We start from the raw sequence: 26,643 nt of genomic DNA, 5'->3' as shown, positions 1-26,643 counted from the left end.
AATGGCTGTTCAGCAACGGATGATGTGAATGTAACAGTTCATCCAAACCCGGTTGTAGACCTTGGAACGGACCAGGAAACTTGTGCTGGAGGAACAATCACATTAGATGCCGGCAATGCAGGATCAACCTATCTGTGGTCAAATGGATTAACGACACAAACCATTACAGTATCAACATCAGGAAATTATTCCGTAGTTGTAACTGATGCCAATGGCTGTTCATCGACTGATGATGTGAATGTAACGGTTCATCCAAATCCAACGGTTGATTTGGGAGCAGACCAGGAAACCTGTGCTGGAAATACTATCACCTTAGATGCAGGCAATGCAGGCGCTACATATTTGTGGTCAAATGGATCAACCACTCAAACCATCACAGTATCAACATCAGGAAATTATTCCGTAGTTGTAACTGATGCCAATGGCTGTTCATCGACTGATGATGTGAATGTAACAGTTCATCCAAACCCGGTTGTAGATCTAGGTTTGGACCAGGAAACCTGTGCTGGAAATACTATCACCTTAGATGCAGGCAATGCAGGATCAACATACCTATGGTCAAACGGAGTAACGACACAAACAATAATAGTATCAACATCAGGAAATTATTCAGTAGTTGTAACCGATGCCAATGGTTGTTCAACAACGGATGATGTGAATGTTAGTATTTTGCCATCCTTTGAATTTGATTTGACCTACACGACCAATTTAGTTTGTCATGGAGACTCTACTTATATAGAAGGTCCAAATGTTGCAGGTTATAGATACCAATGGAGTAAAGATGGAGCTAATATTGTCGGTGCAAATAAATATTCAATTACCATAGGAGAATCTGGCAGATATAACCTGCAAATCGAAAACCTTGATGGGTGTACTGCAGAAGATGGAGTAGATGTAGAAATTATTCAATTACCAAATTCACCATTACCAGATCGAGTGGATATGTGTTATGGAGAATCTGTAAAATTAGATATTGGAGAAGGAGTTGACTTTTTATGGAGTGATGGTGTTACAACTCAGACTAGAGAAGTATCTGAAGCAGGAATCTATCATGTAAGAGTTCAGGATATTAATGGTTGTATTGGCAATGATTCGGTTGAAGTTGTAGTTCATGATTTACCAATTGTTGACCTCGGACCTGATTTGTACATCTGTGAAGGAGAAGAATTAATTTTGGAAGCTCCAGATGGGTATTATACAGAATGGATTCCAGGTGGAGAGACAAGGGCAATTTATGTGTATGAGGAAGGTAATTTTATTCTTCGAACAACAGATGAATTTGGTTGTACTGGAGAAGATGATATCAACATATTTGTTCATGAAAATCCAGATGTTTATTTGGGAAGAGATACTGTGATTGCTGAGGGAACATCTATTCTTCTTGATGCAGGAAGTGGATATGTAGAATATGAATGGAGTAATCATGAAGATTCTCAATATCTTAAAGTAGAAAAGGATGGCGAATACGCAGTAAATGTAGTTGATATTAATGGCTGTAGAGGAAATGGAAAAGTTAAAGTAGCTGTTAATCCAAGACCATCGATTAATTTAGGTGGAAGGGCTGGTATATGTGAAGGGACTTCATTGATGTTGGATGCAGGAAACTGGGAAAGGTACTTATGGAGTACTGGAGATACAACGAGGACAATTACAGTAAACAAAACAGGTGATTATACCGTACAAGTTTGGGATATGTATGGAATAATGGGAACAGATATAATTAGTGTTGAAGTTTATCCATCGCCAGAAGTGAATATTGCTTCTGATACATTAAGCATGTACAAAGGTCAGACTTTGACCTTAGATGCAGGATCTGGTTATTCTTCTTATTACTGGAATACAGGATCTGATTGGCGAAGTATTGAAGTGGATGATGCAGGAGATTATAGCGTACAGGTAGAGAATGAATTTGGTTGTATTGCTCAAGCTTCAATTGCAGTTAAATTATTGGAACCTAAAATGGTTGTACCAAATGTATTTACGCCAAACGGTAAAGGTCCAAATGAAATTTTTTATCCGGTGTTTAAAGGAATTGTTACAGATTTTGAAATGTATATCTATACTCGTTGGGGTGAACAGGTGTTTAAGCTTGAAAAAGATTTGGTTGCCAATAATGAGTTGAAACATGAAGGATGGAATGGAACTTATAAAGGCAAAGATGCAGAAATTGGAGTATACGTTTGGATCATCTTTTATGGAGGAAAAGAAAGAGGACATGGAACAGTAACGCTGTTTAGATAATGATTGGAAAAGGACTGAAAATATTAGGTTTATTAATCGGCATGATGAGTGCTCTCAATATTTATTCACAGGATGTTGAGTTCTCACAGTTCTATGCAAATAAGGTTTATTTAAATCCAGCATTTGCAGGCTCTGATTTTGATGCCCGTGTCGCTATGAATTACAGGAATCAATGGCCTGAAATTAGTTCTGCTTATGTGACTTATAGTGTTGCTTACGATCAGTATGTGAATCCTCTTGGAGGAGGAGTTGGATTGCAGGTAATGCAAGATGAACAGGGTGATGGAACAATTAGTACCACGACAATAAGTGGAATGTACGCTTATACTCTAAGGGTTTCAAGGGATTTGGCTATTAAAGCTGGTTTTCAAACCTCTTTTATTCAAAGAAAATTGAATGATTCGAATTTTACTTTTCCAGACCAAACGGATGAGTTTTATATTAATGGTTTAATTAGCCCGTTTACAGGTGAAAGTGCCATTGACCATCTCAATCGCAATTATATTGATTTTTCATCAGGTTTAATAGCTTCATATAAAAATTGGTTTATTGGTTTTGCAGCTCACCATTTAACAGAGCCTGATGAAGCTTATAAAGAGGAGAGTGATTATTCTAAATTACCAAGAAAGTACACCCTTCATTGTGGAGTGAATGTACCTGTTTTTAGAAGAGGATTGCATCAAACCGATATTGGTTTAGCACCTAATTTTCTTTATCAGCAGCAAGGAACAAATAAGCAAATAAATTATGGACTCTACTTATCAAAAGGATCTTTTATTGTTGGTATGTGGTATCGTGATAATCTGGAGTTGGAATATGATGCAGTTATTCTACAATTGGGTGTAATGAGAGATTGGTGGCAAGTAGCTTATAGTTACGATAAGACTATCTCAAAATTAATTCACACGAATACCGGTGCTCATGAAATCTCATTTTTAATGAGATTTAAAAATAGTAGAAGAAACAAAAATAGTTGTAAGGAAATTGCTTTAAGAAGAAGAAGACAAGTTGGAAGAATCAAATGCCCTCATTTCTAAATCATTTCGTTAATTAAACTCAGTAAATTTTTCTTGATAATTGGTTTTGCAATATAACCATCAAATCCGGAATCCATTATTTGTTCTTTTTCGTTTGCCAATGCATAGGCAGTTTGCGCTACTATTTTAATTTCAGGATTATCCTTTTTAATCAATTTTAAAGTATCATATCCATTTAATTCTGGCATTTGGAGATCTAATAAGACTAAATCAAAATGTGAAGAACCACATTCTTTAATAGCATTACGTCCATTATCAGCAGATGACATGCTAACTCCTGTAGATTGAAGCATTTGTTTTATTAATGTGATGTTCACGTTGTAATCATCAACAATTAGTATTTTTTTTCCAGTTAAATCTTTATTTACACCATTCTTATGCAGTTTCTTAGTGGGTGCAATATTTGATTTATCATCAATTAAGTAAGGAATGCTAACAAAGAAAGAACTTCCAACATTTTCAGTCGATTCTACCCACATATCACCATTGAGCAGTTCTGCTAATTTTTTAGAAATAGAGAGACCTAAACCAGTTCCGCCATATCTTCTGGCATGTGAGTCATCTGCCTGACGGAATCTACTAAAAATTATTTTCTGTTTTTCAGGAGAGATTCCAATTCCTGTATCTTCAACCGTAAAAATAAGGTTGTTTTCGTTTAATTGATATGAGACATGAATGCTTCCCTTTTCGGTAAACTTTAAGGCATTTTCCACCAAGTTTGTGATGATTTGTTTCAATCTTAAAGGGTCAGTATAAATAACAGATTCTGATTCCTCTAGGCCTTTCGTAAATTTGAGTTCAATATGATCTCTACCTTTGCTTGTTTTTATCTTTTCAAAAGTATGATAAAGTTCATCGAACAGTTGATTAAGACTGTAATAAGTTTTGGAAATTTTAAGCTTGCCAGACTCTATTTTTGAGAAATCAATAATATCATTAATAAGATTCAATAATGAATTTCCACTGTTTCGAATATGAGTAAAAAACTGTTGTCGGGTTTCAAAGGGCAAATCATCTTCTTGTAATAATTCGGAAAATCCAATGATTGCGTTCATAGGAGTACGAATTTCATGTGACATATTCGCTAAAAAGGATGACTTCAATCGGTCTGATTCTTCAGCTTTTTCTCTTGCAATTTGAAGTTCTTTTTCTTTTTGGGTTCTAATATCAATCATACGATTAATGGTAGTTCCCATATCTTGAAATTCCGAAAAGTGAAGTTCGTCTATATTCACTTGATATAGTTGTGTAGATGCTTTTCTAAAGAAATTATTAATAGAGGTGAAATTCTGTTTCATTTTAACAGAAATTGTCTTTGAAGTGATGTAGATTATCATACTTGCGATTACAATTAACAATACTATTTGTAGGATATACTTTCGAACATTTCCTCTTAATTCAGCTCTGGCAATTTCAATGTTTTTATCAAGTTCTCCTGTGTATAAACCAGCACCAATAATCCAATCCCACTCTTTAATGAACTTTACGTATGAAATTTTTTCAGCATTTTCCACATCTGGTATTTTGTAATTTACAAAACCAGATTCATCGAGTTGGGCTGCATTGATTAAGCGTTTTACATTTTCACGACGAATCTTGTTGGTGTAGTCCTTGTAATTTTTTCCAATGCTGGTAGAATCAGCATGAAGCAAACATGTTCCATCTTTTTTATAAACAAAAAAGTAGTTTTCTTGATTCATGTTAATTTGACTTATTCGAATAAGTGTTTCCTTTTGGATTTCAGGTTGAAGATCATCTAAAAAAGCAAAGCTTCCAAAATACCAGTTATAAGGAGTAAACTTCTTGATATAAGAAATTTTGGTATATGCATTATATCTATTTTTTACTTCTTTGTTGTTCACATATTTTGTAAAGCCACTATCTTTATACTTCATCAATTCCACTTCATTTTTAACAATGTAATTGCCATTAATGTCTTTGAAATTGATTAAACTCTTGTTTTCATTTTCTTTTGAGAATGGATATAAAATGCCTTTGCCACTTAAATTATTGATGAAAATATAACCTCTCTCATTGGTAAATCGCAATGGAGAAATGGCTTCTTTAATGCGTTTTTTTATTTCAACATCATTTAGTTTTCCTTTGTTTTGATTATAAATGTAAATGGCAATTGAATGTGCTTGATCTACAAAATTCTGAAGTCTACTTTTTAGTCTTGATTCAGATCTTGTGTTTTGGTAATTAATAAAATCGATACATTCATTAGCTTTGCTTACCAAAATATCCTTTTGTTCTTCAATGTAATCCTTCTTAAGATTCTCTGATTCAGTATTGAATTCGTTAAATTTGGTATATATCCAAATGCCACCAAATCCGACTAAAAATGTAATAGTCAGAACTAAGAAAAGCATAAAATAGGCTCTACTTATACTTGTTTTGTTTTTGATAGTTTTGTTTGGGATTGAATTCATATTACTATTACGAAATCAAATTTGGAATTGGCTAAGTATCTGATTAAAAATAGGATTAAAAAATTGAAATCCAAGGTCAATTTCATTCTTTATATTGTCATCTATCGGTAATCCGTCAAAATCATTATTGTTCTGTATTTTATTAAGAATTCCAGTATTGTATCTCCTCACTTTTTGATTGATAACAAAATGGGGAATTGTATGATATTCCGCTTTTAACTTGAATTGGTTTTCTTTAATTAATGAATTTGATAATAAGAAATTGTACAAGTCGATAAAATGAATAGATGATTTTGCCAGAAATACACGTAATTCAAAATTTATAGAAAGAGGAATTTCGTAATAGAAAGAAAAATCCTCACTTTTATTTTGTCGATATTCAATGATAACTCTGTTTTTATTGACGTTTACATGGTCATACTCAAATTTCCAATTCAATTCAGGAATGTGCTTAAATTCTTTTTTTATAGCGTAAAGAGTTATTAATCTTGGATATGCTGTGAGTTTGAAGTTTTGATTATATGCAAACAATTCAAAGGCTTTTCCGATGTTTACTTTTTCTAAGTTCAATAGCATATTTAATGTTGTTTTAAGTTATCAGATTGGCAAAGTTAGTTTATTGTTTAAATCTATACTTCTAGTTTATCCTGTTTTTGTGATGGAATAATAATTCTTTTTACGACGCATATGTTAATTTGTTCGTTTAAGTGTTGATATATAGTGATTTCAGTTTATATTTTTGAAAGATTGTTATGTGTCAATATAACTTGACACATTTGACACCTTAATTTTCCTAGTATAATTATTATAATTGTATTATGAACCTTATAATCAAAACACAACTAACCATTCTACTTCTTTTTTTAGCTGCTTTTAATGGAATTGCTGCTTATAGTTCAACAGGTGATTTTACTCAACTGGATGGATTGCCTTGTAATTGTGTAAATCATATTTTTGAGGATTCCAGAGGGATGATTTGGTTGGCTACAGATGCTGGATTATGCGAATTTAATGGCTTTGAGGTAAAATATAGAAAAGAACTAAATCGGTTGCAAGGGGAAAAGGTAACTAGTATTACTGAGAATAAAAATGGAAGCTTAATAATAGCAGCGACAGGGGTTGGAATATGTGAATTCGATGGAGATAATCTAGAGGTCATTTCTACTTCAAAGGGTAATGATTTTAATGATATTCATTCGGTAGATATATTCGCCAACAATTTAATTGTAGGAACTTCAAATGGAATTTACTTGTCAAATAGACTAGATACACTCTGTGAGTTTTTCCTAATTGAAGGGACGAAAGAGTTAAATATTTTAGAGACTATATCGAGTAATAAAGGAACAATAATTTTACCTAAATTAGAGCAAGGATCTTATAGACTTGAATCAGGTGTTCTTACAAATATAGATAATGCCAAACCTCAGTTTCTGGAATTTGGAAAACGATTTTACGGAGAAGTTGAAGTGGGGCAAAAGGTATTTCTGGCGTTAGATAATCAGAAAGTTGTTTGTGATGTGTTAACCGTCTTGTTCGATAAGAATGAGAGAATTGTTTTGCTGCGTTACTTTCAAAATGGATTTGAGTTTAGAAAGTTGCTTTCTATAAGAAATAATATTTGTGTGGATCTTCTTGCGGAGAACGGTTTGGATGATGTTTTTGTTCAATGTATGTTTAAGCACAGCCTGATGGGGGATGTTTGGTTAGGGACTAGAAATCATGGACTAATCAGTTTGAAGCAATCAATATTTACGTTGTATGATGTGTCATCTTTAATACCAGGTTCTAACCAGATTGTAGATCTACTTTCTTATTCGGATGGTTCTATAATAGTAGCTGGAAGAAATAATATTGCGAAAATTAAGAATGAAAAAGTAATTAACTCCATAAACCAGAAAGAGTTTCTCAAATTACTTCCAAAATCGAAAAAGAAAAAAGAGCTTATTATTAATGATATTGAACTAAAAGGTAATACAATTTGGGTTGCCACTAATTATGGTTTTTATACTTGGAATTGCAATTCGTATATGCTTACCTATAAAAATATAGCTGTGGCTACAAATTTTATAGTTATATCGAATGGAAATTTATTTTGCTATGATGGGACTCAGTTTTTTACTTGTGGAATAAGAAATAATTCTTTAGATACAAAGTGGAATTTATCGAAAGGGGAGGAAGTTGAAATAACCAAAATAATTGAGTTTGACTCCTACATTTGGGTGGCAACAGAAACTCATGGAATTTATCGATTTGGAGGGAACGGAGTCAAGAAATTTGGCCGAAATAACATTGGAATCCATAATGTTGTTAATGATATGCTTGTTTTACCTGATTCATGCATAATTGCAGGAGGAAATAATGGCATTGTTTACAAGTTAAAAAGTGAAGGAGATGAGTTGGTCATTATAGATTCTCTTGATCAAGGTGATGGATTGGAGGGGATTTCTGTTCATGGATTTCAATATCATAAAGATGGTTCTATTTGGTGTGGAACCAATTTAGGAGTGCATAGATTTGACTATAAAACGTGGCATCCAGATTCTGTTGTGAAATATAGATTTTGGAATGCAAATAAAAAGGTAGAGTTTAGAGGAAAAGAATCAGTTGTTGATGAATATGATAACATATGGGTGAAGTCAAATTATGCTTTAATGAAAATTGAAGCCAACGATTTTATTAGTGACAATGCAGCTTATACACCAATTTTATTGGAAGTAAAGGTGAAAGATAGCAATTGGAGATTGAAAAAATCAGAATTTGATAAATGGACAAAAACTCCTAACAATCCTATTCATTTAAGTTACAATGAGAATTATTTTAGATTACATTATGGTATGATGTATTGTGATGCATTGGAAAATATCAGGTATCGATATCGATTGGTAGGTTTGGATAACCATTGGTCCGATTGGGTAAAGTCGGATGAGGTGGTTTATTCAAATTTAAGAGGAGGAGAATATACCTTTGAGATTGAAGCCAGGAAATTGAGTTCTGGAAAGCTTGGAAAATATACAATTGATATAATCCTTGAAACTGCCTGGTGGAAAACAGTTTGGTTTTGGTTTATAGTTATTAGTATTCTTGGTGTACTAACTTATTATGGGATTCATCTTTTTAAATCAAGAGTTAAACTAGAAGAAAAGCAAAGGACTAAGCAGTTTAATCGAGTTATTGGTTTAAAAATCCGAGCACTGCAGCATCAGCTTGACCCTCATTTTATCTTTAATTCACTCAATTCTATTCAAAGTTATATTCTTGAGGACGATGAAGATAAAGCATTGGAATACTTGTCAGATTTCTCTATGGTTTTAAGAAATAATATTAATAATGCCAGTAAAAACTTGATATCATTAAGCGAAGAGGTGTCTTATTTAAAATTATATCTGAAGCTGGAGCAAATGCGATTTGAAGAGAAATTTACATTTCAAATTAATTTGGATGATAAAATAAACTCATTGGATATTAAGATACCACCTATGTTAATTCAACCATTTTTAGAGCATGCCATAAGAAATGGAATCAGTAAACTTGATCGACATGGGAAGATAGTAATTCGTTTTATTTTGGAAGATGATGGCTATCTAAAATGTGAAATTATAGACAATGGATTGGGAAATAGAAAAGTTGAACTTACAAATGCTGAATCGGAAATAGTAAAAGGCAATTCACTGCAGATAACTTGCGATCGAATGAAATTACTTAATAAGGTTCTGACCAATGGTAAAACTTATTCTTATCAGATAAATGAATGTGTTGAATCTAAAACAAATTTTTCTGGAGTAAAAACAGTTTTGGGATTCCCAAACTTGGAATTATAACTTAGCAAATTTGATTTAGGTTTTCCTGAACCATCTTGTCATAAGTCTCAAAAATGTCAAAAAGCAATTGGTGTTCTACCGAAAAGCTTATCGAATTGATCCTGCTTATTGGTAACACCATAGGTGATGTGCCAGTTAAAAAAGCAGCCTCGTATTTTGGGATTTCCTCATATGCTATCGATCTGTAATGGATTGGAATGTTAAGCTGCCCTGCAATTTTTAAGACTTTACTTCGCACAATTCCATTAAGCACTTCATTGTCCGGAGAAGTATATAGTTCATTATCTTTAATAAAAAATAAATTGGAGCGACTTCCTTCTGTAATATTACCAAGTTTGTTCAGAAGAATTACTTCAAAAATATCCGCTTCAGCAATAAGATTATTGGTTTTTGAACGCAACTTGTGATTGTAAACTTTAGCTGTTGGGGTTGGTCTTTCTGCCTGATGGATTAGAGTTCTAATTCCATTCTTGTATTGATCTGCAGTTGGATAGGAATGCTTAACGAAATAGGCATAGAAATTTTTGTCTTTACCATCAAAATTAAAGACCAACTTAATATTTCCTTCTTTGCAGTCGTTCTTTTCTACCAAGGTTTTTATACAATCTTTTACTTGATCAAAGTTGTAAATTATTTCCGAACCTACCTTTTTTGCTGATTTTGTTAGTCGGGAATAATGTTCGCCTAGAAAAACTGCTTTGCCAGATATAATTCTTACCACCTCATACAAGGAAGTTCCTTTCAAAAGATAAGAATCTTTAAAATTTTCGGATGCTTTTAGTTTATCGTTGTGCAGGTATAAATATTGGAAACATTCGCTCATAATCGTATCGCCTCTAATCTGATCTCTTATATTGCAAAATAAGCGTTATTTGCCAGTATATCCAATTCCAAACAAATAATTTAAACAAGGCGATAGGGTAGTAGTTTGTTCAGTTTAATTTGTATTTTAGCATATATCAAATAAAAAACATCACATATGGCAAGTAAAAAAGAGTTCAAAAAAGATGTAAACTTTCTTACTAATGAAATAGTAATGAGAGGAATGATTCATCTTGAATTTTTCGGAGAGAAAAATTCTGATCAGATTTTTGAAATAATGAATAGCGCAGTAAGTTCTAGAAATGATTATATCGCAAGAATTAATGATAGGTTGACAGGAAAAAATGCAAAGGAAATTAAATCGCATTTTAAATCTATCTACGATGATTTGTTGAAATCAACCCATGATTTGTTGGAAAAAATTGATGGACTTGATATTCAAGTAAAATAAAAACAAAAGGAGTTTGAATATTCAAACTCCTTTTGTTTTAGTCCATATTTGAGATTAGGGTTTTCTGAAAGTTCCTACGCCAGTAAGAATGGCTTTGGCCATCTGTTCTTCTTCTCCTCCTTCGCTTTGCGATAAATGCCACATGGTATGAATAACAGGTCCTATTTCATCAAGCTCAAATCGTCCAGTCCAGCAAGCTAAAGATCCATACTTTCCAAAGTCTACCATAAAAGCAATTACATTGTTATTGATTTTCCCACTAATTTCGAATTTTTCTTCAAAACTAGGCTGGCCAATGGCGGTTTGAAAGGTTCCACTTACACGATTATCAACTACAGCTAAATCCATTTCTGAATTGTACTGATTTCTCCATTTTCCGTTCAAATTAATTGTCATGTTGTTAAGGTTTAAAGGTGACTTAATTTCTTTTGTATACTGAAGTTAATTCGAAATAATTAATCATCAAAATTAAATCGAATTACTTGTACATATATTTTTCCTTTACTCCTTTAGAATTTACATAGCCTCTATACATTCCTGAGGTATTCATTTTCATAGCTGGATTACCATATTTATCTAGTGCAACAAAACCACCTAAACCATTAATTTGATTCAATTTATCTAATACAATATTTGTAGCATCATCCAAGCTTAAGTTTTGATATTCCATTAATGATGCAATATCTCTGGCAATTCCAAGTCTAATAAAATATTCTCCGTGACCAGTACAGGATACAGCACAAGTTTTATTATTTGCATATGTGCCAGCTCCTATTATTGGAGAATCGCCAATTCGTCCGAAGCGCTTGTTGGTCATCCCTCCAGTTGATGTTCCTGCTGCCAAATTCCCCTCCTTGTCTAAGGCTACACAACCAACAGTTCCATGTCTGTCTGTTTTTTTCATTTCACGTTCTTTATTCAAGATTTGTTGCAAATAATTCCATCTGCTTTCAGTGAAAAAATAGGAACTATCTACGATTGTAAGCCCTTCTTGTTCGGCAAATATTGAAGCTCCTTTACCACTTAACATTACATGTTCAGAGTTTTCCATCACTTTTCGGGCAGCACTAATTGGATTTTTGATATTACCAACTCCCGCAACCGCACCTGCATTCAGGTCTTTACCCCACATTATCGAAGCATCGAGTTCATTTTTACCAGAATGGGTAAATACAGAACCTTTACCAGCATTAAAAAGTGGAGAATTTTCAAGTACATGTATTGTAAGCTCAACGGCATCAAGTGCTGATCCTCCATTTTTTAGAACAGAATCTCCAATGCTTAAGGCTTCATCCAGTTTGTTGAAGTATTCTTTTTCACGCTCAGCACTCATGTTTTTTTTAAGAATAGTACCTGCACCACCATGAATGCAAAGGGCATATTCCAACTGTGTAGGTTCTTTGGTTGGGTTGTTACATGAAATGATAAAAATTGAAAGTAGTGCCGATAACAGCAGGTTTAAGTTTTTCATGATTGGTTTATTTAGGGTAAAAAAAAGTGTCAAAAAAGCTTTGACACTAAATTAGTTTTTTGAGTGAGAATATCTTTTTACATCTGAAGAAATTTAATTCTTCTGAGGCATATTCTTCTCAATAATGGCCAGTAATTCTTCCTCGGTATATGGTTTTGCAATAAAGGCATCGCAACCTGCTTCGGTCATTTTATTACTTTCATCACGAAAAGCGTAAGCAGATTGAGCCACAACAGGAACCGATGGGTTTTTCTTTTTTATTTCTCTTGTAGCTTGATATCCATTAATTTTTGGCAATTGGATGTCCATAAGAACCAAATCGAAATGATCATCCTGAAATTTCTCAACGGCTTCTACACCATCTTGCGACCATGTCACGTTGGCATTAACTTTTTTCAGAACTTCATTGATGTATAAGAAATTCGATTCAACATCTTCAGCAACAAGGATATTTTTTCCTGAAAAATCAAGTGGGTTATTTTCTTTGCCAATGGTTTTGTTTTGTACAATGGTTTCGTCATCAATTACAAATTCAACATAGAATTCACTTCCTTTATCAGGATCAGAAGTAAACCATATTTTTCCTCCGAGCAATTCTGTTAGGCTTTTCGAGATGGTTAACCCCAAGCCTGTTCCACCATGCTCAACACCATTGTTACTTGCTTGTCTGAATCGATCATAAATTAAAGCCTGATCTTTATATGGAATTCCAATACCTGTATCTTTTACAAAAAATCTTAAATGATTTTCAATAACTTCAATACCGAAATAAATACTTCCTCTATCAGTGAATTTAATGGCATTGCGAAGCAGGTTAATCAGAATTTGTTTTAATCTAATTTGATCGGAGTAAACAGAGATATTCTCAATTCTTTCAGGAATGTGCAAATTGATTTTTACATCAGTTTTGCCATTTTTTATTTTTTGCTCTTCGAAAACTTGTCGAAGTTCTTCAAGAACAGGATATACATAAAAGTTAGACTTCTTAATCTTAAGCTGCTTCGATTCAATCATTGAAATATCAATGATATCGTTGACCAGAGTAAGGAGTATGTGTCCATTATCATTGATAATATTTGTATAGTACTGATGTTTTTCTTTAGAGTTGGTAAATGCCATTAATTTCGAGAAGCCAATAATAGCATTCATTGGCGTTCGAATTTCGTGAGACATATTAGCCAGAAACGAAGTTTTTAATCTATCTGCTTGTTCTGCTTTTTCTTTAGCTTTTAACAATTCAAGAGTTCTAATTTTTACCAAACTTTCAAGGTTCTTTTGGTGATCAGCAAGAAGAGATTCTGCTTTTTTTCGTTCCTCGATTTCAAGGTTTAAATTTTTGTTCGACTTTTTTGCAATGATATAAAAACGGTAAACGACTCCCGAAAAGAGAATGATTAAGCCAACAATGACAATAAGAAACGTATTGGTGAGTCTTTCTTTTTTTAGTTTTTCTTCTTTTAAGAACTGCTCTTTGGCGTGTAGCTGAACAAGATTTTCTCTTTTTTCCTTTTCATTTTGCATTTGAATCCAACCAATTCTGTTTTCAGCCTGGGCATTATACAACTGATTGTAAATCTTCACATATTCTTTGTAATATTGAAGTGATTGATTGTAATCGTTCTTTTCCTCGAAGATGTCAGAAAGGTTACGATAATTCTCTGCAATTAAGGTCTTACGATTTATCTTTTGAGCTAAGTTCAGACTATTCTTTAAATAATGAATGGCCTGATTGGTATCTTTTTTTTCTCGGTATAGAGCAGCTAAGTTGTTATAAACAGAACCTAATCCCCCTAAGTTACCAGTGTTCTTATTAATTTCAACTGATAAATTTAAATACTTTTCAGCCTTGTTAAAGTTTTGTTTCTTTATATAAATGAGTCCAATATTGGTATAACAGGAAGCTATGCCTTTTAGGTTGTCAATTGATTTTTGAATTTGAAGTGATCTTTCGTAATTGGTAAGAGCCAAATCAAAATTATTTAGTTTAAGATACGCATTCCCAATTAGTCTAAATACATTTGCCGTTCCCTTGGCATATCCTATTTGATTGGTTAAATCAATGGCTTGAAGATAGTTTTCTATGGCGAGTTTATAATCACGCATAGAATAGGAAATCAATCCTAAATTTTCATAGCACTTTGCAATGTTCTTCTTTGATTCTAATTCTTTAAAAAGTTTTAATGCTTTGTGTTGATATTCAATTGATTTGTCGTTTTGATTCATCGATTGGAATACTTCTCCCATTCCCATGTATGAACTTGCCATTCCACTTTTTGATTCAAGTTCAAAACTCAAATTCAACGACTTGGTAAATAGTTCGATAGCTGTATTTCTATTGCCCAAAGTGTTTTGTAATGCAGCCAATTGATTTAAGCTGTAGGCAATATTTTTTATCAGGTTATTCTCTTCACCTAGTTGTAATGCCTTGTTAAAATACTCTATGGCAAGATCGGTTTTGTTGATTTCCTTATAGGTTGTTCCAAGTGCATTTAAAGAGTAGCAAATTCCTGAAATATTTTGGTGCTTTCGATTTAAGTTGAGTGCTTTAAGGTAAAATGTTAGAGCTTCGGTATAATGACAGGTTTCGAATTGTACATTGCCCAACGCATTATAACTGTAGGCATAGGAAAGTGTATCCCGTTGTTGCTTTTTAAGCTCTAAACTTTTGTTGTAAAATCTATCCGCTTTAGCGTAATTACACTTTCTAAAATTTAGCTCTCCATAGTAGCTGTACAGAAAACTGATTCTGGTTGTATCTCTTACACTTTCCCAGTAATCAAACGATGAGTCAAAACAGTTTTGTGCTTTTTCCATGTCCCCTTGGAAAAGATAAATTCGCCCCATTAACTCATTTGCAAATGCAAATTTATCCATTTGTTCTGCAGCCAAAGATTTATCAGCCAATAGCTTTGCTTTTGCTAATGCTTTTGGATTGTTTTTGTAGTAGTAAGATTCGGCTTCACGATGTAATTTATTTAAATCTGATGTTACCGTTTTTTTACCAAAGGGTTCAGAATCGGGGGAAGAGTAGCTGTGAGTTGCAATTACAACGCATACCAGCAATAGGAGTAAGTTCTTCATTCGTTGGGGCATAAGAATGTTCAGATACTTTTAAATTAATGACCAAATATAGTTTATAAGAGAATAAGGGCTCAAATTATTCCTGCAATTAAAACGTCATAAATGATAAATTATTGCAACCTTTCAAAGGTAGACAATGCCTATCAGATTGATGTTAAATAAGCTCTTGTTTTTGAGAGAAAGAATAATGTTAGGTGTGAATGACTTTTTTTACATTACGGATAGCAATTCATTTTATTCCTATTATCTTTGCGGATTCAGATTGAGGGACTTAATATGATTTGTTTTTGGTTGTAAAGAGCGAATGTATGGCAAGTCCGGTTTTAAGGATGAAATTTAAGTAGAATTCGAAATACAGAATTTCCAAATGAGTATTGAAAGTATTATTAAAAGCAAAGTAGTTGAGGCCGTAAATTCATGTTACGGACAAGGTATTGAGGAGAAAACCGTTCAGATTCAGAAAACTCGACGAGAGTTCGAAGGTGATTTAACTGTAGTTGTTTTTCCATTCCTGCGCTTTTCTAAAAAGTCACCAGAGGAAACAGCAAATGATCTTGGACAGTTTTTAACTGAAAATATCGCGGCGGTATCAGCATTTAATGTTGTTAAAGGGTTCTTGAATTTGGTAATTGATAATTCACATTGGATTTCTGTACTGAACGAAGCTGTAAAGACTGAAAACTACGGTTTTACTCCATTAGCAGAAGGTGCTAAAAAGGTGATGATTGAGTATTCATCTCCAAATACAAATAAACCACTTCACTTGGGTCATATTCGTAACAACCTGTTAGGTTATTCTGTTGCTCAGATTTTAAAAGCTAATGGATACGAAGTAATCAAGGTGAACCTGGTAAACGACCGTGGTATCCACATCTGTAAGTCGATGTTGGCATGGTTACGTTTTGGCGAAGGTGAAACTCCAGAGTCAACAGGAATTAAAGGTGATCACTTGGTAGGTAAATACTACGTAAAATTCGATCAGGAATACAAGAAAGAAATTGAAGCTCTTGTGGCAGAAGGAATGGAAGCTGATGAAGCTAAAAAGCAAGCTCCACTTTTGTTAGAAGCTCAGGAAATGTTGCGTAAATGGGAGGCAGGAGATGAAGAAACTGTTGCTCTTTGGCGCAAGATGAACGACTGGGTTTTAGCAGGTTTCGATATCACTTACAAGAAAATGGGTGTTGATTTCGATAAAGTTTATTTCGAATCAAATACATATAAGCAAGGGAAAGCAATTGTTGAAAAAGGATTGGCTGATGGCGTGTTGTATCAAAAAGATACTGGTTCAGTTTGGGCTAACCTTGAAGCAGATGGCTTAGATCATAAATTATTGCTTCGTGATGACGGAACATCGGTATACATGACTCAGGATATTGGTACTGCTTTCGAGCGTTTCGACGAGTTCAATATTGACGAGCACGTTTACGTTGTAGGTAACGAGCAAAACTATCACTTCCAGGTATTGTCGTTAATTCTTGGCAAGCTAGGTTACGAGTGGCACGATAAAATTCAGCATTTATCATATGGTATGGTTGAATTGCCAGAAGGAAAAATGAAATCGCGTGAAGGTACTGTTGTTGATGCCGACGATTTGATGGAAGAGATGGTAAATACTGCGCGTGAAACTTCTAAAGAACTTGGTAAGTTGGAAGGATACTCAGAAGAAGAAGCTGAAGATGTATTCGAAAAAGTGGCAATGGGTGCATTAAAATACTTCATCCTTAAAGTTGATCCTAAGAAAAACATGATGTTTAACCCTAAGGAATCTATCGACTTTAATGGTAACACAGGCCCATTCATCCAATACACTTATGCACGTATTAAATCGGTTGTAAGAAAAGCAATTGATGCAGGTTTTGATATTCCAGAAGCGGCTTCATCTAATTTGAATATCTCTGAAAAGGAATCATTCCTAATTCAGATGGTAGCAAATTACCCAACGGTTATTAAGGAAGCTGGAAAAGAAACCAGTCCTGCTCAAATCTCGAACTATGTATACGACTTAGTGAAAGAGTACAACCAATTCTATCACGATCATCCAATCGCGAAAGAGGAAAATACCGACTTAAGAGCTTTCCGTTTAGTACTTTCTAAGCAAATCGGAGAGATCATCAAATCAGGAATGAGCCTATTGGGAATTGGTGTTCCGGAAAGAATGTAGTTTTTAATATACATGATATTGCAAAGCAGATCTTCAAATTTGAGGATCTGCTTTTTTGTTATCCATTTTTTACCTCACCCTAACCCTCTCCTCAAAGAAGAGGGAATCGAAACTGCCAAGTTTTAAGTATAATGAATTACTTGCAGAATACTCCCCTTCTCCTCAAGGAGAAGGGGTAGGGGGATGAGGTGTATGATAGAACTGAATAAGACAATATCTTCAATTTATCACCATTTGTTTTGTTTTAGTAGAGAAGGCATTTATGCCGTCTTTTGGCCATGTATATTCTAAATGTGTATTAGGTGTTAAATGTTCATTCGTGAATTGCGTATGCCAGCTTCTCAACCCACATTTCAATTTGTTTACATTTTTCGTGACTTTTCTTCCTGATTCACTTTAGCTATACGCATATTTTTTTATTTTTGCAGGGAAATATAAATACGTAGAATAATGTTTGAAAATCTTAACGAAAGACTTGAGCGATCGTTCCAGATATTAAAGGGACAAGGGAAAATTACTGAAATCAATGTGGCAGAAACATTGAAGGATGTAAGACGTGCGCTTTTGGATGCCGATGTTAACTTTAAAATTGCCAAGTCGTTTACGAATACCGTAAAAGAAAAAGCATTAGGACAAGACGTACTTACTGCCTTGAAACCAAACCAGGTGATGGTGAAAATCGTTCACGATGAGCTGGCTGAATTGATGGGTGGAACTCATGTTGATATCAACACTCAGGGAAAACCTGCCGTAATATTAATTGCCGGATTGCAAGGTTCTGGTAAAACCACATTCTCAGGAAAATTGGCGAACATGTTAAAAACAAAACGCTCAATGAATCCTTTGTTGGTTGCCTGTGATGTTTATCGTCCTGCTGCGATTGATCAGTTGCATGTATTGGGAGAGCAAATTGGTGTTCCAGTATACTCTGATAAAGAAAATAAGAACCCGGTAAAAATTGCTCAAGCTGCTATTAAGGAAGCTAAAGCAAATGGTAACGATCTTGTAATTGTCGATACCGCTGGTCGTTTGGCCATCGATGAGGAGATGATGAAAGAGATTGAAGCTGTTAAAAAGTCTATAGATCCAACCGAAACTCTTTTCGTAGTTGACTCGATGACTGGTCAGGATGCTGTGAACACAGCTAAAGAGTTTAACGACAGATTGAATTTCGATGGTGTTGTTCTTACCAAATTAGATGGTGATACTCGTGGTGGTGCTGCATTATCAATTCGTTCGGTAGTTAACAAGCCAATTAAGTTTGTTGGTACAGGCGAAAAAATGGAAGCATTGGATGTTTTCCACCCTGAACGTATGGCCGATCGTATTTTGGGTATGGGTGATATCGTATCACTTGTAGAGCGTGCTCAGGAACAATTCGATGCTGAAGAAGCGAAGAAACTTCAGAAGAAGATCGCCAAGAACCAATTCAACTTTAACGATTTCTTGTCTCAGATTTCTCAGATCAAGAAAATGGGTAACCTTAAAGATTTGGCTTCTATGATTCCTGGAGTAGGAAAAGCATTGAAGAATATCGATATCGATGATGATGCTTTTAAAGGTGTTGAAGCGATTATCTTTTCAATGACTCCTGCTGAACGTGAAGATCCAAAATTGATTAATGGTTCGAGAAGAAAAAGGATTGCCGATGGTTCTGGTTCTACCATTCAGGATGTGAACCGACTGATTAAGCAATTCGATGAGACCAGGAAATTAATGAAAATGATGTCGAAAGGCGGAAACATGTCCAGAATGATGGGCAATATGGGACGCAGAAAATAAGAAAAACCAAATATAAAATGCTTGACTCTGCGGTCAGGCATTTTTTTGATAACAACAAAGCTAACAAACCATGGAATTAATCGACGGAAAAAAGATTTCTAACGAGGTGAAGCAGGAAATTGCTGCCGAAGTTGAACAAATTAAAAAAGCAGGTGGAAAAACTCCACATCTTGCCGCTATGATTGTTGGACACGATGGTGCCAGCGAAACTTATGTTGCTGCTAAAGTAAAAGCTTGTCATGCTGTAGGTTTTGAGTCTTCAGAATTTCGTTTCGAAGATGACATTACAGAAGAGCAACTTTTGGCAGAAATCCGTAAGGTAAACGAGAACGATGACATCGACGGATTGATTGTTCAGTTGCCACTTCCTAAGCACATTTCTGAGACCAAGGTAATCGAAACCATTCGTCCGGAAAAAGATGTTGATGGATTCCACCCTATGAACGTAGGTAAAATGGTTGCAAGTTTGCCAACTTACCTTCCTGCAACTCCAGCTGGTATTGTTGAGTTGTTGAAGCGTTACAATGTTGAAACATCTGGTAAAAACTGTGTGGTAATTGGTCGTTCGAACATCGTTGGTACTCCAATGAGTGTTTTAATGTCTCGTAAAGCTGCTTATGGCGATTGTACTGTTACTCTTTGTCACAGTAGAACCAAAAATATTGCAGAAATTACCCGTCAAGCGGATATCGTAATCGTAGCATTGGGAATGAAAGAATTCCTTACTGGCGATATGGTGAAAGAAGGAGCAGTTATTATTGATGTAGGTATTCACCGTGTGAAGTCTGACAAGACCAAATCAGGATGGAAATTGCTTGGAGATGTGAAATTCGATGAGGTAGCACCTAAAGCATCATTCATTACTCCTGTTCCAGGTGGTGTTGGACCAATGACTATCGTTTCATTGCTTCAAAACACACTATTGGCAAGTAAAAAAGAGATCTACAAATAGATTTCCGAATCAAAATATTCAAGCAGGCTTCTAATTATAGGAGCCTGTTTTTTTATGCTCCTCAGATTTATAGTCTAAGAGTTGCAGAGTTAGAAATTTTTAAATGATATTTTTATTAAATTAGCATTAGGTTTAATATAAATTAGTTTGGAATGGAATATTTACCACTTATAGTTACTGGGATTTATACTATAATTTATTTGATTGTTTATTTATTCAGCAAAAGCAAATTAATAGTCAAAAAGGTGTTATTGAGTCAATGAAGGCATTTATGAGTGTTTTTAAAATTGATGAAGTAAGGAAATATGTTGAAATTAAGGAAGAAGCGACTCAGTTAAAGGTAGATAACTTACTAAAGAATGATGAGAGAGTAAAGGAAGCATTAGAAAAAGCAGTACAAAATCACCTTGAAGCAGGAAAGCAATTATATATGGAAACCAAAGGCAAGGAACATCTTGAACTTTTCCATTTTGTTGTTACTTTCTTAAATCAACAAACTAAAGAAAAGCGAAAAATATTTCTTGAGCAGTGGTTTGAGCAAAACAGGGAACATATTGAGCCACATTTAAATAATGATTAAAGCTTAGATGTTATTAATAGTTCGGTGCGTATGAATGCTGTCTCTAGCAAGTACAATTAATCCTTAGTAGTAAATACAAGGCATTGCCTTGTATTTAGCAACTCATAAAATATAAGCTGACACAGTTTATTGAATAGACCCTTGTTCTACCTGCGACCTGCATCGTTCCGATCATCATCTGCACCGTTCGACCTGCCGTCGGAGCCGTTCGTTCTGTCATCTGCATCGTTCGATCTGCCAATGGTGTCGTTCTACCTGCCACCTGCATCGTTCCGATTGCCATCTGCGCCGTTCTACCTGCCGTTGGAGCCGTACGACCTGCCAATGTTTCCCTCTTTGTTGATAAATGCACCGTACGATCCGCCAACCGCACGCTCATACCTACCATCTGCATCGAGAGACCTGCCAACCGCACGCTCATACCTGCCATCTGCATCGAGAGACCTGCCAACCGCACACTCATACCTGCCAACCGCACACTCATACCTGCCATCTGCATCGTCAATGTTGATATCTGCACGCTCATTGTTAATAAGTGCAATGCATTTGTCTGGTCTCTCGACACTTTTGGTAGGTAGAACGGCGTACTTGATAGGAAATAGGTTCACAATGGCAGGTAGGAGCATGCAGATGCCAACTCGTAGTGTACCAATAACAGAATTGACTTTGCCATTGAGCATTAGGAGCCGATTAATATTAACTATGAGTATGATATTGCTAATGGTTAAGGGAATATTTTCAATAATACATGCTGTAGAGACGTAGCATTGCTACGTCTTTGTAATTGATATAGACTAGATTTTGAAAATCATTTCTGTCTGATTAGATTTGCAGCAATCAAAACAACAATTATGGCACAAAGTTTTAATGAATTAGTCAAGTTTTATCACGCAAAGAAGATTGAGGGGATGGATTTCTCTCAAATCAGAAAAGAAATGAAAGACAAAGGTATTGATGAGAATACTATTAATAGTGTTGTTAGAGAGATCGACAATAAAATTCTTGCAGGAGACGTAAAGAAGCCCGGAAAACTTGATGCAAGACAATTAAGATTGATAGGTTGGGCCTTGATGATAGTTGGAGGTTTTGCTACTTTGGGCTTGTACTTAAAATGGTTCGATCTTAAGGGGTATCATTTCTTAGCATACGGTCCGGTTATCGCTGGATATTTAATGATTGTTGCTGCAAGGAGAGCGCAGAAAAAAAACGCTTAATTCGCATCATGTAATTATGTGAATTAATCTTGAATTGATGATTTTTAATCATGATTTAAGGCCATTTAATCCACAAAAACACAGGCAATTTTAGGGCAAAATTACGTTTGTCAATAAAATCATAACATTCCTAAATTTCAGAGGCACTTTTAAAACAAATTTGCCTCTTTTTTTGTAAATTATATAGAACGAGTCTTAATAAGGAGGATCCTTCTTGTTGTCGTTGCTATTCTTGTTGTTTCTTTAAAATTGGGGTGTTATGAGGAGATTGTATTTGTGGACGGAGATGTTATTTTTGTTTATTGGGCTACCATTATTGTATTATTTTGAAATGATTCCGGTCCATAAAGCAATACCCCTTGTACTTGTATTTTTTTATTGTCTTTTCATTATCATTAAAGACAAGAATTTTGATCGTGAAATCTTTAGAATCAAACGAGATTATCCTTGGCAGGATTTTCTGATGAAAGGATCTATTCTTTTAATCATTACCTCCATTTGGGTATATGTATTCCGAGCCGATGTATTTTTCCACTTACCACGCAATAACTTTTGGATTTGGCTTGCCGTAATTGTGAGTTACCCCATATGGTCAGCCTACACTCAGGAGTTCATTTTCCGGGCTTTCTATTTTCATCGATACAAGTTGTTATTTTCCAATCCTGTCGTGATGCTTCTGGTAAATGCAGTTTGTTTTGCCATGGCTCATATCATTTTCCGTAATTGGGTGGCATTGATTTTCACCTTTATTGGCAGTCTGATTTTTTCATATACCTATTTGCGCAACAAGTCGCTAAATGCCGTGTTTCTTGAGCATTCGCTTTATGGGAATATTCTATTCACCAACGGTTTGGGCATTTACTTTTACCTGCCAATGTAGTTTAATGGAATTAATAATGCTGCTCAAAGGTTAAAACAACTGTACTGGTTATGCGATAATGAATTTTATCACTTTTTCAAGTTGAGTTTTTCCCTCCTAGGGAACCGTAGCGAAGCGGAGCTCGTAAACACAATTGAAAATTGAGTTTAATGTGAACAAAATCCCGACAGGGAAAAGGGTGAAATAAGATCAATTTAATCAAAAATACCCCCTTCTGGCTGTTGCTTCCAGATAGTTATCGCGGATTCCCTAAAATGGAAGAACTCCTAAATAAACCTTAATGATGCTTTTTAAACCTTAATTTATATAAGTAATCATATCTAAGCATGTTTTACTTGAGTTTGCATACGACTATTTAAACGTAAAATGCCAAGGCAAGCCATCACTACCAATGAAGATCCAATGATTTCCTGTGTTGTGAATACTTCGTTAAAAACAAATACTCCTATTATCACATTTACAATCGGGATGAGCATGTGGAAAGGAGAACCTGTTGCTATGGAAACATGTCGGTAGCCTTCGGTGTTCAACAATTGTGCACATGCCGAAGCCAGACCTATAAATATTAATATATAGCTGCTGGTAACCGGACCGGTTAGTTCGGGAAGGTTGGCCGGAACAAGAAATATCCAGAATCCAACAATAGATTGGGCAAAAAAGATGGCATAAGAGTTATCGGTGCCATGCAGTTTTTTCACAATTAATATGGATACTGCATTGGTTATTGCGCTGAGCATGGCTAAAAAATCGAACCACCCGAAACTCCACGATTTTCCAGCTTCGGTAAATTGAAACGAAACCATTACAATGCCAGTCAGTGCCAACAACATCATCAACCACTTTGCAGTTTGAATTTTTTCTTTCAGGACTATGGCACTTAGCAATGAGGCAAAAAGCGGGTAAGAATAGGAGTACACCGAGGCTTTGCCCATACCAATTTTAACAATAGCCAGATAAAACAAAGCAACGGATATTGTGCCGGTAACTCCACGTAATAGAAGCAATGGACTGCGAACAAATTTAAGATCGATTTTTCGCATCATTGCCAGTATTCCGATTACTCCGACACCAATGGCGAATCGAACAAAAACTGTAATGTAGGTACTTACATGAGCCATGCTTCGCACCAGAGTGGTCATAATACCAAAGGCAATTACCGACAATATCATTAGGAAAATGCCATAAGAACTTCCTTCTCGTTTCATTTAAAAGCTTCGTGTTAAATTCTTGGCAAAGGTATAGGCTTTTATGGCGGATGCTAGCAAAATAACTAAAAATCTTATTTTAATTGATCCTTAATATCTTTTGTAATATCCGACTCTACGTCCCCGGTATGTGCTGTAGATTTGTTTTCAAGTAACATGATTTTGCATTCGGATTGAGCAGATACGCGATGCTGAAGTCCTTTCTTAACGATAAATAATTCACCTTCATTCATAACAAAAGATTCTGTCCCTTCTACTTCCATTAGCAGACTCCCTTCGATAATTAAAAACATTTCATCTTCGTTTTTGTGATCGTGCCATGGTAGTTCATCACCTTTGATTTTGGCAATTTTTACATATACATCGTTTACTTCGCCAAGCACTTTGGGTGAAAAGTAATCTTTAATATTTTCAAAGTTCTCTTTTAAATTGATCTTCATGCTATCAGGTTTTAATAATAGAAACTAATATAACTAAAGATTGGAGATTGATATGGCTTTTTTGATGGGTGATACTCCAAAGTATATGTATATTGATTAATCTATATAAAAAGACTCGTGATCTTTTGTAACTTTAGTCTATGCCTAATCTAATTCATATCGTATATGTTAGCTTTTCGAGGAATCAACTTTCGGAGTTGGAACTCGATCAGTTATTGTCTGAAATCAGACCAAAGAACTTGGCAAACGGAGTTACAGGTTTACTTCTTTACAACGATGAGATTTTTATTCAGGTGATAGAAGGAGAAACAGACACAATTCGTACTCTTTACGATCGCTTGCAGAATGATAATCGCCACACCAATATTGTAAAGATATTAGAAGAGGATATTGATCAAAGATCTTTCCCGGAGTGGAGCATGGGATATCAGAAATTAAGCAAAGAAGATTCGAAAGATTTACCAGGCTTTACCGATGTAATGTCCTCCAACGATATAAGAGAAGCACTTAAGCAAAGTTCACAAGCCATTGTTGATTTAATTGTGAAATTTATGAAGTATACCTGATGCTTACTTCAAAGCAATCCATTTGATTTTCAATTGGAATTCCTCAGCTTTTTTATTGCCGATTAAAAAAGCTACCTCCGACAGTTGATCAGCATTAAAATTCGGATAACTCAAGCGTCTGCCACGAAAACTGGCATAGAAATCTTTGAATGGGATCTCAATAACCTGCCAATCACCTGTTGTGGTGAAGTAATTGATGTGTGAATGAGACTGGGAAATTTGTGATTTTAATCGTACTTGATATCGCTTGCCATCACCTTTAATCTTCATCACTATTTTGGAATGAGCATCAATTTCAATGGGATCAAAAATGTGCTTTACCATGGCAAAACCTCCATTGTTTTCCAACGAAACATAGCCCTTAAATACGGCACAGTTTTCACCGTTCAGAAAAATTCCTGAATCCGATCTACCACCCATCACCACATCGTTTACAATGTACCAATCCGATAGATTTGTATCACTGGTGAAATCGGCCAATACTTTTGTGTCCGCATGCGTTAACATCTGTAATAGAATTAATAGTGTTCCCATGCATTAAAAACAAGTATGGTGCCGAATTGTTTAAAATAGGTTTTATAAGTAGCTAGCTTTATCTTATATGTTAATGTTTTAACTTTCTTTTTTAATAATTTTATTTGATAAAACTGGAAGTGGAGGAGGTGGTGGTTTAATTTTTCCCATTGTCCAATTTGGGTAAATAATGATATAAACTGGATTTAGTTTCCTAATGGCATTCTTTTGTTCTGGATTAAGTCTTGAGTATTCCGATTCAAAATATTTAAGAGAAGACAACTTTCTTAATTGATAATTTACAGAAAGGATTATATCAATGTATTTCTTAGTTATCAACCAACTTGATTGATTATTATTTTTATCAGGTATGAGTTGGGTATGAAGAATAAATCCTCCTTTGCTAACTTCAACTTCTCCCAATATAGGTATGTTTTTTAATGTCTTGTCGGATAATGTATTGGTGTCTTTTTTGTTTTGAAGAAAATCAACAATCATATCATTTATGGGAAGTATATCAGAGTAATTGTTTCCATTTAATGTGATTTTATTCTTCTTGTCAATATCTATAACGAAAGCATTTCGTCGTTTAATGTTGTATTCAATGTCACTAGTGCATAAATGAAAATAAAGATTTAATTGCTTCTTGGTAGAATCATATTTCTCAAATGTGAAAAAATGGTCATAAGGATACTTCACAATCGAATCATCTAAAAAATGAATAAGCTTTTGTTCTTCAAGACTATCAGTAGAGTTCATGAAACAATTGAACAGTTCAGCTAATTTCAATTCTTCATATCGGACTTGTTCTTTTTGTTCAGTGCATTTTAAGAATAAAAAAGAGGTAATAATTGCAATGAGTATAAGATGGTGTGATTTCATGTTTTATTTCGAGTAGATGAAAAGCAGCAGTAAGTTAATGAAAAAGCATAGATTATGTGTGGTTGTGACATAAGTTTGTTAAGATCATTTATAGATAACAAGAATTTAATTGAGA

Annotated in this window: 21 protein-coding genes; 11 read left to right on the top strand and 10 right to left on the bottom strand. The window is 34.6% G+C overall.

The genetic code is table 11. The annotated features are described in order from the left end of the window. Together DF185_RS11770 and DF185_RS11765 are read left to right on the top strand one after the other, a co-directional pair. Window positions 1-2,241, top strand: a 2,241-nt coding sequence (locus tag DF185_RS11770; RefSeq protein ID WP_133250029.1) for a T9SS type B sorting domain-containing protein, incomplete at its 5' end; no start/stop codon positions are given. Continuing rightward, window positions 2,241-3,278: a PorP/SprF family type IX secretion system membrane protein gene (locus tag DF185_RS11765; protein WP_110360940.1), complete on the top strand. Its 1,038-nt coding sequence runs from the start codon at window positions 2,241-2,243 to the stop codon at window positions 3,276-3,278. The genes DF185_RS11770 and DF185_RS11765, both read left to right, overlap by 1 nt. Here DF185_RS11765 and DF185_RS11760 read toward each other — a convergent pair. Beyond that, on the bottom strand, window positions 3,275-5,650 hold the full coding sequence (locus DF185_RS11760) for a cache domain-containing protein (protein WP_165836019.1): 2,376 nt from the start codon (window positions 5,648-5,650) through the stop codon (window positions 3,275-3,277). The two genes, DF185_RS11765 and DF185_RS11760, sit on opposite strands and share 4 nt — an antisense overlap. 75 nt (window positions 5,651-5,725) lie before the next feature. Next, a complete protein-coding gene (locus DF185_RS11755) occupies window positions 5,726-6,286 on the bottom strand; it encodes a hypothetical protein (protein WP_110360938.1) in 561 nt (186 codons plus the stop codon). Window positions 6,287-6,528: 242 nt separating this feature from the next. On the opposite strand from DF185_RS11755, the gene DF185_RS11750 reads away from it, so the two are divergent. Next, a complete protein-coding gene (locus tag DF185_RS11750; protein WP_110360937.1) occupies window positions 6,529-9,528 on the top strand; it encodes a sensor histidine kinase in 3,000 nt (999 codons plus the stop codon). A gap of 1 nt (window position 9,529) precedes the next feature. Here the strand turns inward: DF185_RS11750 and DF185_RS11745 are convergent, their stop codons facing one another. Continuing rightward, window positions 9,530-10,351, bottom strand: coding sequence for an aminotransferase class IV (locus tag DF185_RS11745; RefSeq protein ID WP_110360936.1), 822 nt, complete (start codon window positions 10,349-10,351; stop codon window positions 9,530-9,532). Window positions 10,352-10,507: 156 nt separating this feature from the next. On the opposite strand from DF185_RS11745, the gene DF185_RS11740 reads away from it, so the two are divergent. Then, a complete protein-coding gene (locus DF185_RS11740) occupies window positions 10,508-10,801 on the top strand; it encodes a hypothetical protein (protein WP_110360935.1) in 294 nt (97 codons plus the stop codon). Window positions 10,802-10,855: 54 nt separating this feature from the next. Here DF185_RS11740 and DF185_RS11735 read toward each other — a convergent pair whose 3' ends face one another. The 3 genes from DF185_RS11735 to DF185_RS11725 form a co-directional block, all read right to left on the bottom strand. Continuing rightward, entirely contained in the window at window positions 10,856-11,197 is a 342-nt protein-coding gene (locus DF185_RS11735; RefSeq protein ID WP_110360934.1) for an avidin/streptavidin family protein, read from the bottom strand. A gap of 82 nt (window positions 11,198-11,279) precedes the next feature. Next, entirely contained in the window at window positions 11,280-12,272 is a 993-nt protein-coding gene (locus DF185_RS11730) for an isoaspartyl peptidase/L-asparaginase family protein (protein ID WP_110360933.1), read from the bottom strand. Between the two features lie 93 nt (window positions 12,273-12,365). After that, complete coding sequence (locus DF185_RS11725) at window positions 12,366-15,353, bottom strand: tetratricopeptide repeat protein (protein ID WP_165836018.1); 2,988 nt, start codon at window positions 15,351-15,353, stop codon at window positions 12,366-12,368. 367 nt (window positions 15,354-15,720) lie between these two features. On the opposite strand from DF185_RS11725, the gene argS reads away from it, so the two are divergent. The 6 genes from argS to DF185_RS11690 all read left to right on the top strand — a co-directional run bounded on the left by argS (window position 15,721) and on the right by DF185_RS11690 (window position 22,922). After that, window positions 15,721-17,514, top strand: coding sequence for an arginine--tRNA ligase (argS, locus tag DF185_RS11720; protein WP_110360931.1), 1,794 nt, complete (start codon window positions 15,721-15,723; stop codon window positions 17,512-17,514). 450 nt (window positions 17,515-17,964) lie between these two features. Continuing rightward, entirely contained in the window at window positions 17,965-19,296 is a 1,332-nt protein-coding gene (gene ffh / locus DF185_RS11715; protein ID WP_110360930.1) for a signal recognition particle protein, read from the top strand. Window positions 19,297-19,366: 70 nt separating this feature from the next. After that, window positions 19,367-20,248, top strand: a complete 882-nt coding sequence (folD, locus tag DF185_RS11710; RefSeq protein ID WP_110360929.1) for a bifunctional methylenetetrahydrofolate dehydrogenase/methenyltetrahydrofolate cyclohydrolase FolD — start codon at window positions 19,367-19,369, stop codon at window positions 20,246-20,248. Window positions 20,249-20,519: 271 nt separating this feature from the next. Then, window positions 20,520-20,828 (top strand): hypothetical protein, encoded by a 309-nt coding sequence (locus tag DF185_RS11705; RefSeq protein WP_133250028.1) that lies wholly within the window; start codon window positions 20,520-20,522, stop codon window positions 20,826-20,828. An 851-nt stretch (window positions 20,829-21,679) separates the two neighbouring features. Beyond that, window positions 21,680-22,042, top strand: coding sequence for a hypothetical protein (locus tag DF185_RS11695; protein ID WP_110360926.1), 363 nt, complete (start codon window positions 21,680-21,682; stop codon window positions 22,040-22,042). Window positions 22,043-22,301: 259 nt separating this feature from the next. Continuing rightward, window positions 22,302-22,922 (top strand): CPBP family intramembrane glutamic endopeptidase, encoded by a 621-nt coding sequence (locus tag DF185_RS11690; RefSeq protein ID WP_110360925.1) that lies wholly within the window; start codon window positions 22,302-22,304, stop codon window positions 22,920-22,922. 320 nt (window positions 22,923-23,242) lie between these two features. Here DF185_RS11690 and DF185_RS11685 read toward each other — a convergent pair whose 3' ends face one another. Both DF185_RS11685 and DF185_RS11680 read right to left on the bottom strand, forming a co-directional pair. Beyond that, complete coding sequence (locus DF185_RS11685; RefSeq protein ID WP_110360924.1) at window positions 23,243-24,127, bottom strand: DMT family transporter; 885 nt, start codon at window positions 24,125-24,127, stop codon at window positions 23,243-23,245. A gap of 74 nt (window positions 24,128-24,201) precedes the next feature. Beyond that, window positions 24,202-24,567, bottom strand: coding sequence for a cupin domain-containing protein (locus tag DF185_RS11680; RefSeq protein WP_110360923.1), 366 nt, complete (start codon window positions 24,565-24,567; stop codon window positions 24,202-24,204). A gap of 140 nt (window positions 24,568-24,707) precedes the next feature. Here DF185_RS11680 and DF185_RS11675 point away from each other — a divergent pair, with 140 nt between their 5' ends. Beyond that, window positions 24,708-25,133, top strand: a complete 426-nt coding sequence (locus DF185_RS11675; RefSeq protein WP_110360922.1) for a BLUF domain-containing protein — start codon at window positions 24,708-24,710, stop codon at window positions 25,131-25,133. A 3-nt stretch (window positions 25,134-25,136) separates the two neighbouring features. On the opposite strand, the gene DF185_RS11670 is transcribed toward DF185_RS11675, so the two are convergent. Together DF185_RS11670 and DF185_RS11665 are read right to left on the bottom strand one after the other, a co-directional pair. Beyond that, window positions 25,137-25,667, bottom strand: coding sequence for a CIA30 family protein (locus DF185_RS11670; protein WP_207784634.1), 531 nt, complete (start codon window positions 25,665-25,667; stop codon window positions 25,137-25,139). 78 nt (window positions 25,668-25,745) lie between these two features. Further along, on the bottom strand, window positions 25,746-26,405 hold the full coding sequence (locus DF185_RS11665) for a hypothetical protein (RefSeq protein ID WP_165836017.1): 660 nt from the start codon (window positions 26,403-26,405) through the stop codon (window positions 25,746-25,748). Window positions 26,406-26,643 lie beyond the last annotated feature (238 nt).

The sequence above is a fragment of the Marinifilum breve genome, from assembly GCF_003202155.1.
Lineage (GTDB): Bacteria > Bacteroidota > Bacteroidia > Bacteroidales > Marinifilaceae > Marinifilum > Marinifilum breve.
The sequence above is the reverse complement of the archived record's forward strand: the minus strand, read 5'-3'. Positions and strand labels throughout refer to the sequence as shown.

What these genes read in the sequence shown, in the direction of transcription:
- DF185_RS11765 (WP_110360940.1), top strand. Translation starts at nt 2,241, where the DNA reads ATGATTGGAAAAGGACTGAAAATATTAGGTTTATTAATCGGCATGATG.
- DF185_RS11760 (WP_165836019.1), bottom strand. Translation starts at nt 5,650, where the DNA reads ATGCTTTTCTTAGTTCTGACTATTACATTTTTAGTCGGATTTGGTGGC.
- DF185_RS11755 (WP_110360938.1), bottom strand. Translation starts at nt 6,286, where the DNA reads ATGCTATTGAACTTAGAAAAAGTAAACATCGGAAAAGCCTTTGAATTG.
- DF185_RS11750 (WP_110360937.1), top strand. Translation starts at nt 6,529, where the DNA reads ATGAACCTTATAATCAAAACACAACTAACCATTCTACTTCTTTTTTTA.
- DF185_RS11745 (WP_110360936.1), bottom strand. Translation starts at nt 10,351, where the DNA reads ATGAGCGAATGTTTCCAATATTTATACCTGCACAACGATAAACTAAAA.
- DF185_RS11740 (WP_110360935.1), top strand. Translation starts at nt 10,508, where the DNA reads ATGGCAAGTAAAAAAGAGTTCAAAAAAGATGTAAACTTTCTTACTAAT.
- DF185_RS11735 (WP_110360934.1), bottom strand. Translation starts at nt 11,197, where the DNA reads ATGACAATTAATTTGAACGGAAAATGGAGAAATCAGTACAATTCAGAA.
- DF185_RS11730 (WP_110360933.1), bottom strand. Translation starts at nt 12,272, where the DNA reads ATGAAAAACTTAAACCTGCTGTTATCGGCACTACTTTCAATTTTTATC.
- DF185_RS11725 (WP_165836018.1), bottom strand. Translation starts at nt 15,353, where the DNA reads ATGAAGAACTTACTCCTATTGCTGGTATGCGTTGTAATTGCAACTCAC.
- argS (WP_110360931.1), top strand. Translation starts at nt 15,721, where the DNA reads ATGAGTATTGAAAGTATTATTAAAAGCAAAGTAGTTGAGGCCGTAAAT.
- ffh (WP_110360930.1), top strand. Translation starts at nt 17,965, where the DNA reads ATGTTTGAAAATCTTAACGAAAGACTTGAGCGATCGTTCCAGATATTA.
- folD (WP_110360929.1), top strand. Translation starts at nt 19,367, where the DNA reads ATGGAATTAATCGACGGAAAAAAGATTTCTAACGAGGTGAAGCAGGAA.
- DF185_RS11705 (WP_133250028.1), top strand. Translation starts at nt 20,520, where the DNA reads ATGAGTGTTTTTAAAATTGATGAAGTAAGGAAATATGTTGAAATTAAG.
- DF185_RS11695 (WP_110360926.1), top strand. Translation starts at nt 21,680, where the DNA reads ATGGCACAAAGTTTTAATGAATTAGTCAAGTTTTATCACGCAAAGAAG.
- DF185_RS11690 (WP_110360925.1), top strand. Translation starts at nt 22,302, where the DNA reads ATGAGGAGATTGTATTTGTGGACGGAGATGTTATTTTTGTTTATTGGG.
- DF185_RS11685 (WP_110360924.1), bottom strand. Translation starts at nt 24,127, where the DNA reads ATGAAACGAGAAGGAAGTTCTTATGGCATTTTCCTAATGATATTGTCG.
- DF185_RS11680 (WP_110360923.1), bottom strand. Translation starts at nt 24,567, where the DNA reads ATGAAGATCAATTTAAAAGAGAACTTTGAAAATATTAAAGATTACTTT.
- DF185_RS11675 (WP_110360922.1), top strand. Translation starts at nt 24,708, where the DNA reads ATGCCTAATCTAATTCATATCGTATATGTTAGCTTTTCGAGGAATCAA.
- DF185_RS11670 (WP_207784634.1), bottom strand. Translation starts at nt 25,667, where the DNA reads ATGGGAACACTATTAATTCTATTACAGATGTTAACGCATGCGGACACA.
- DF185_RS11665 (WP_165836017.1), bottom strand. Translation starts at nt 26,405, where the DNA reads ATGAACTCTACTGATAGTCTTGAAGAACAAAAGCTTATTCATTTTTTA.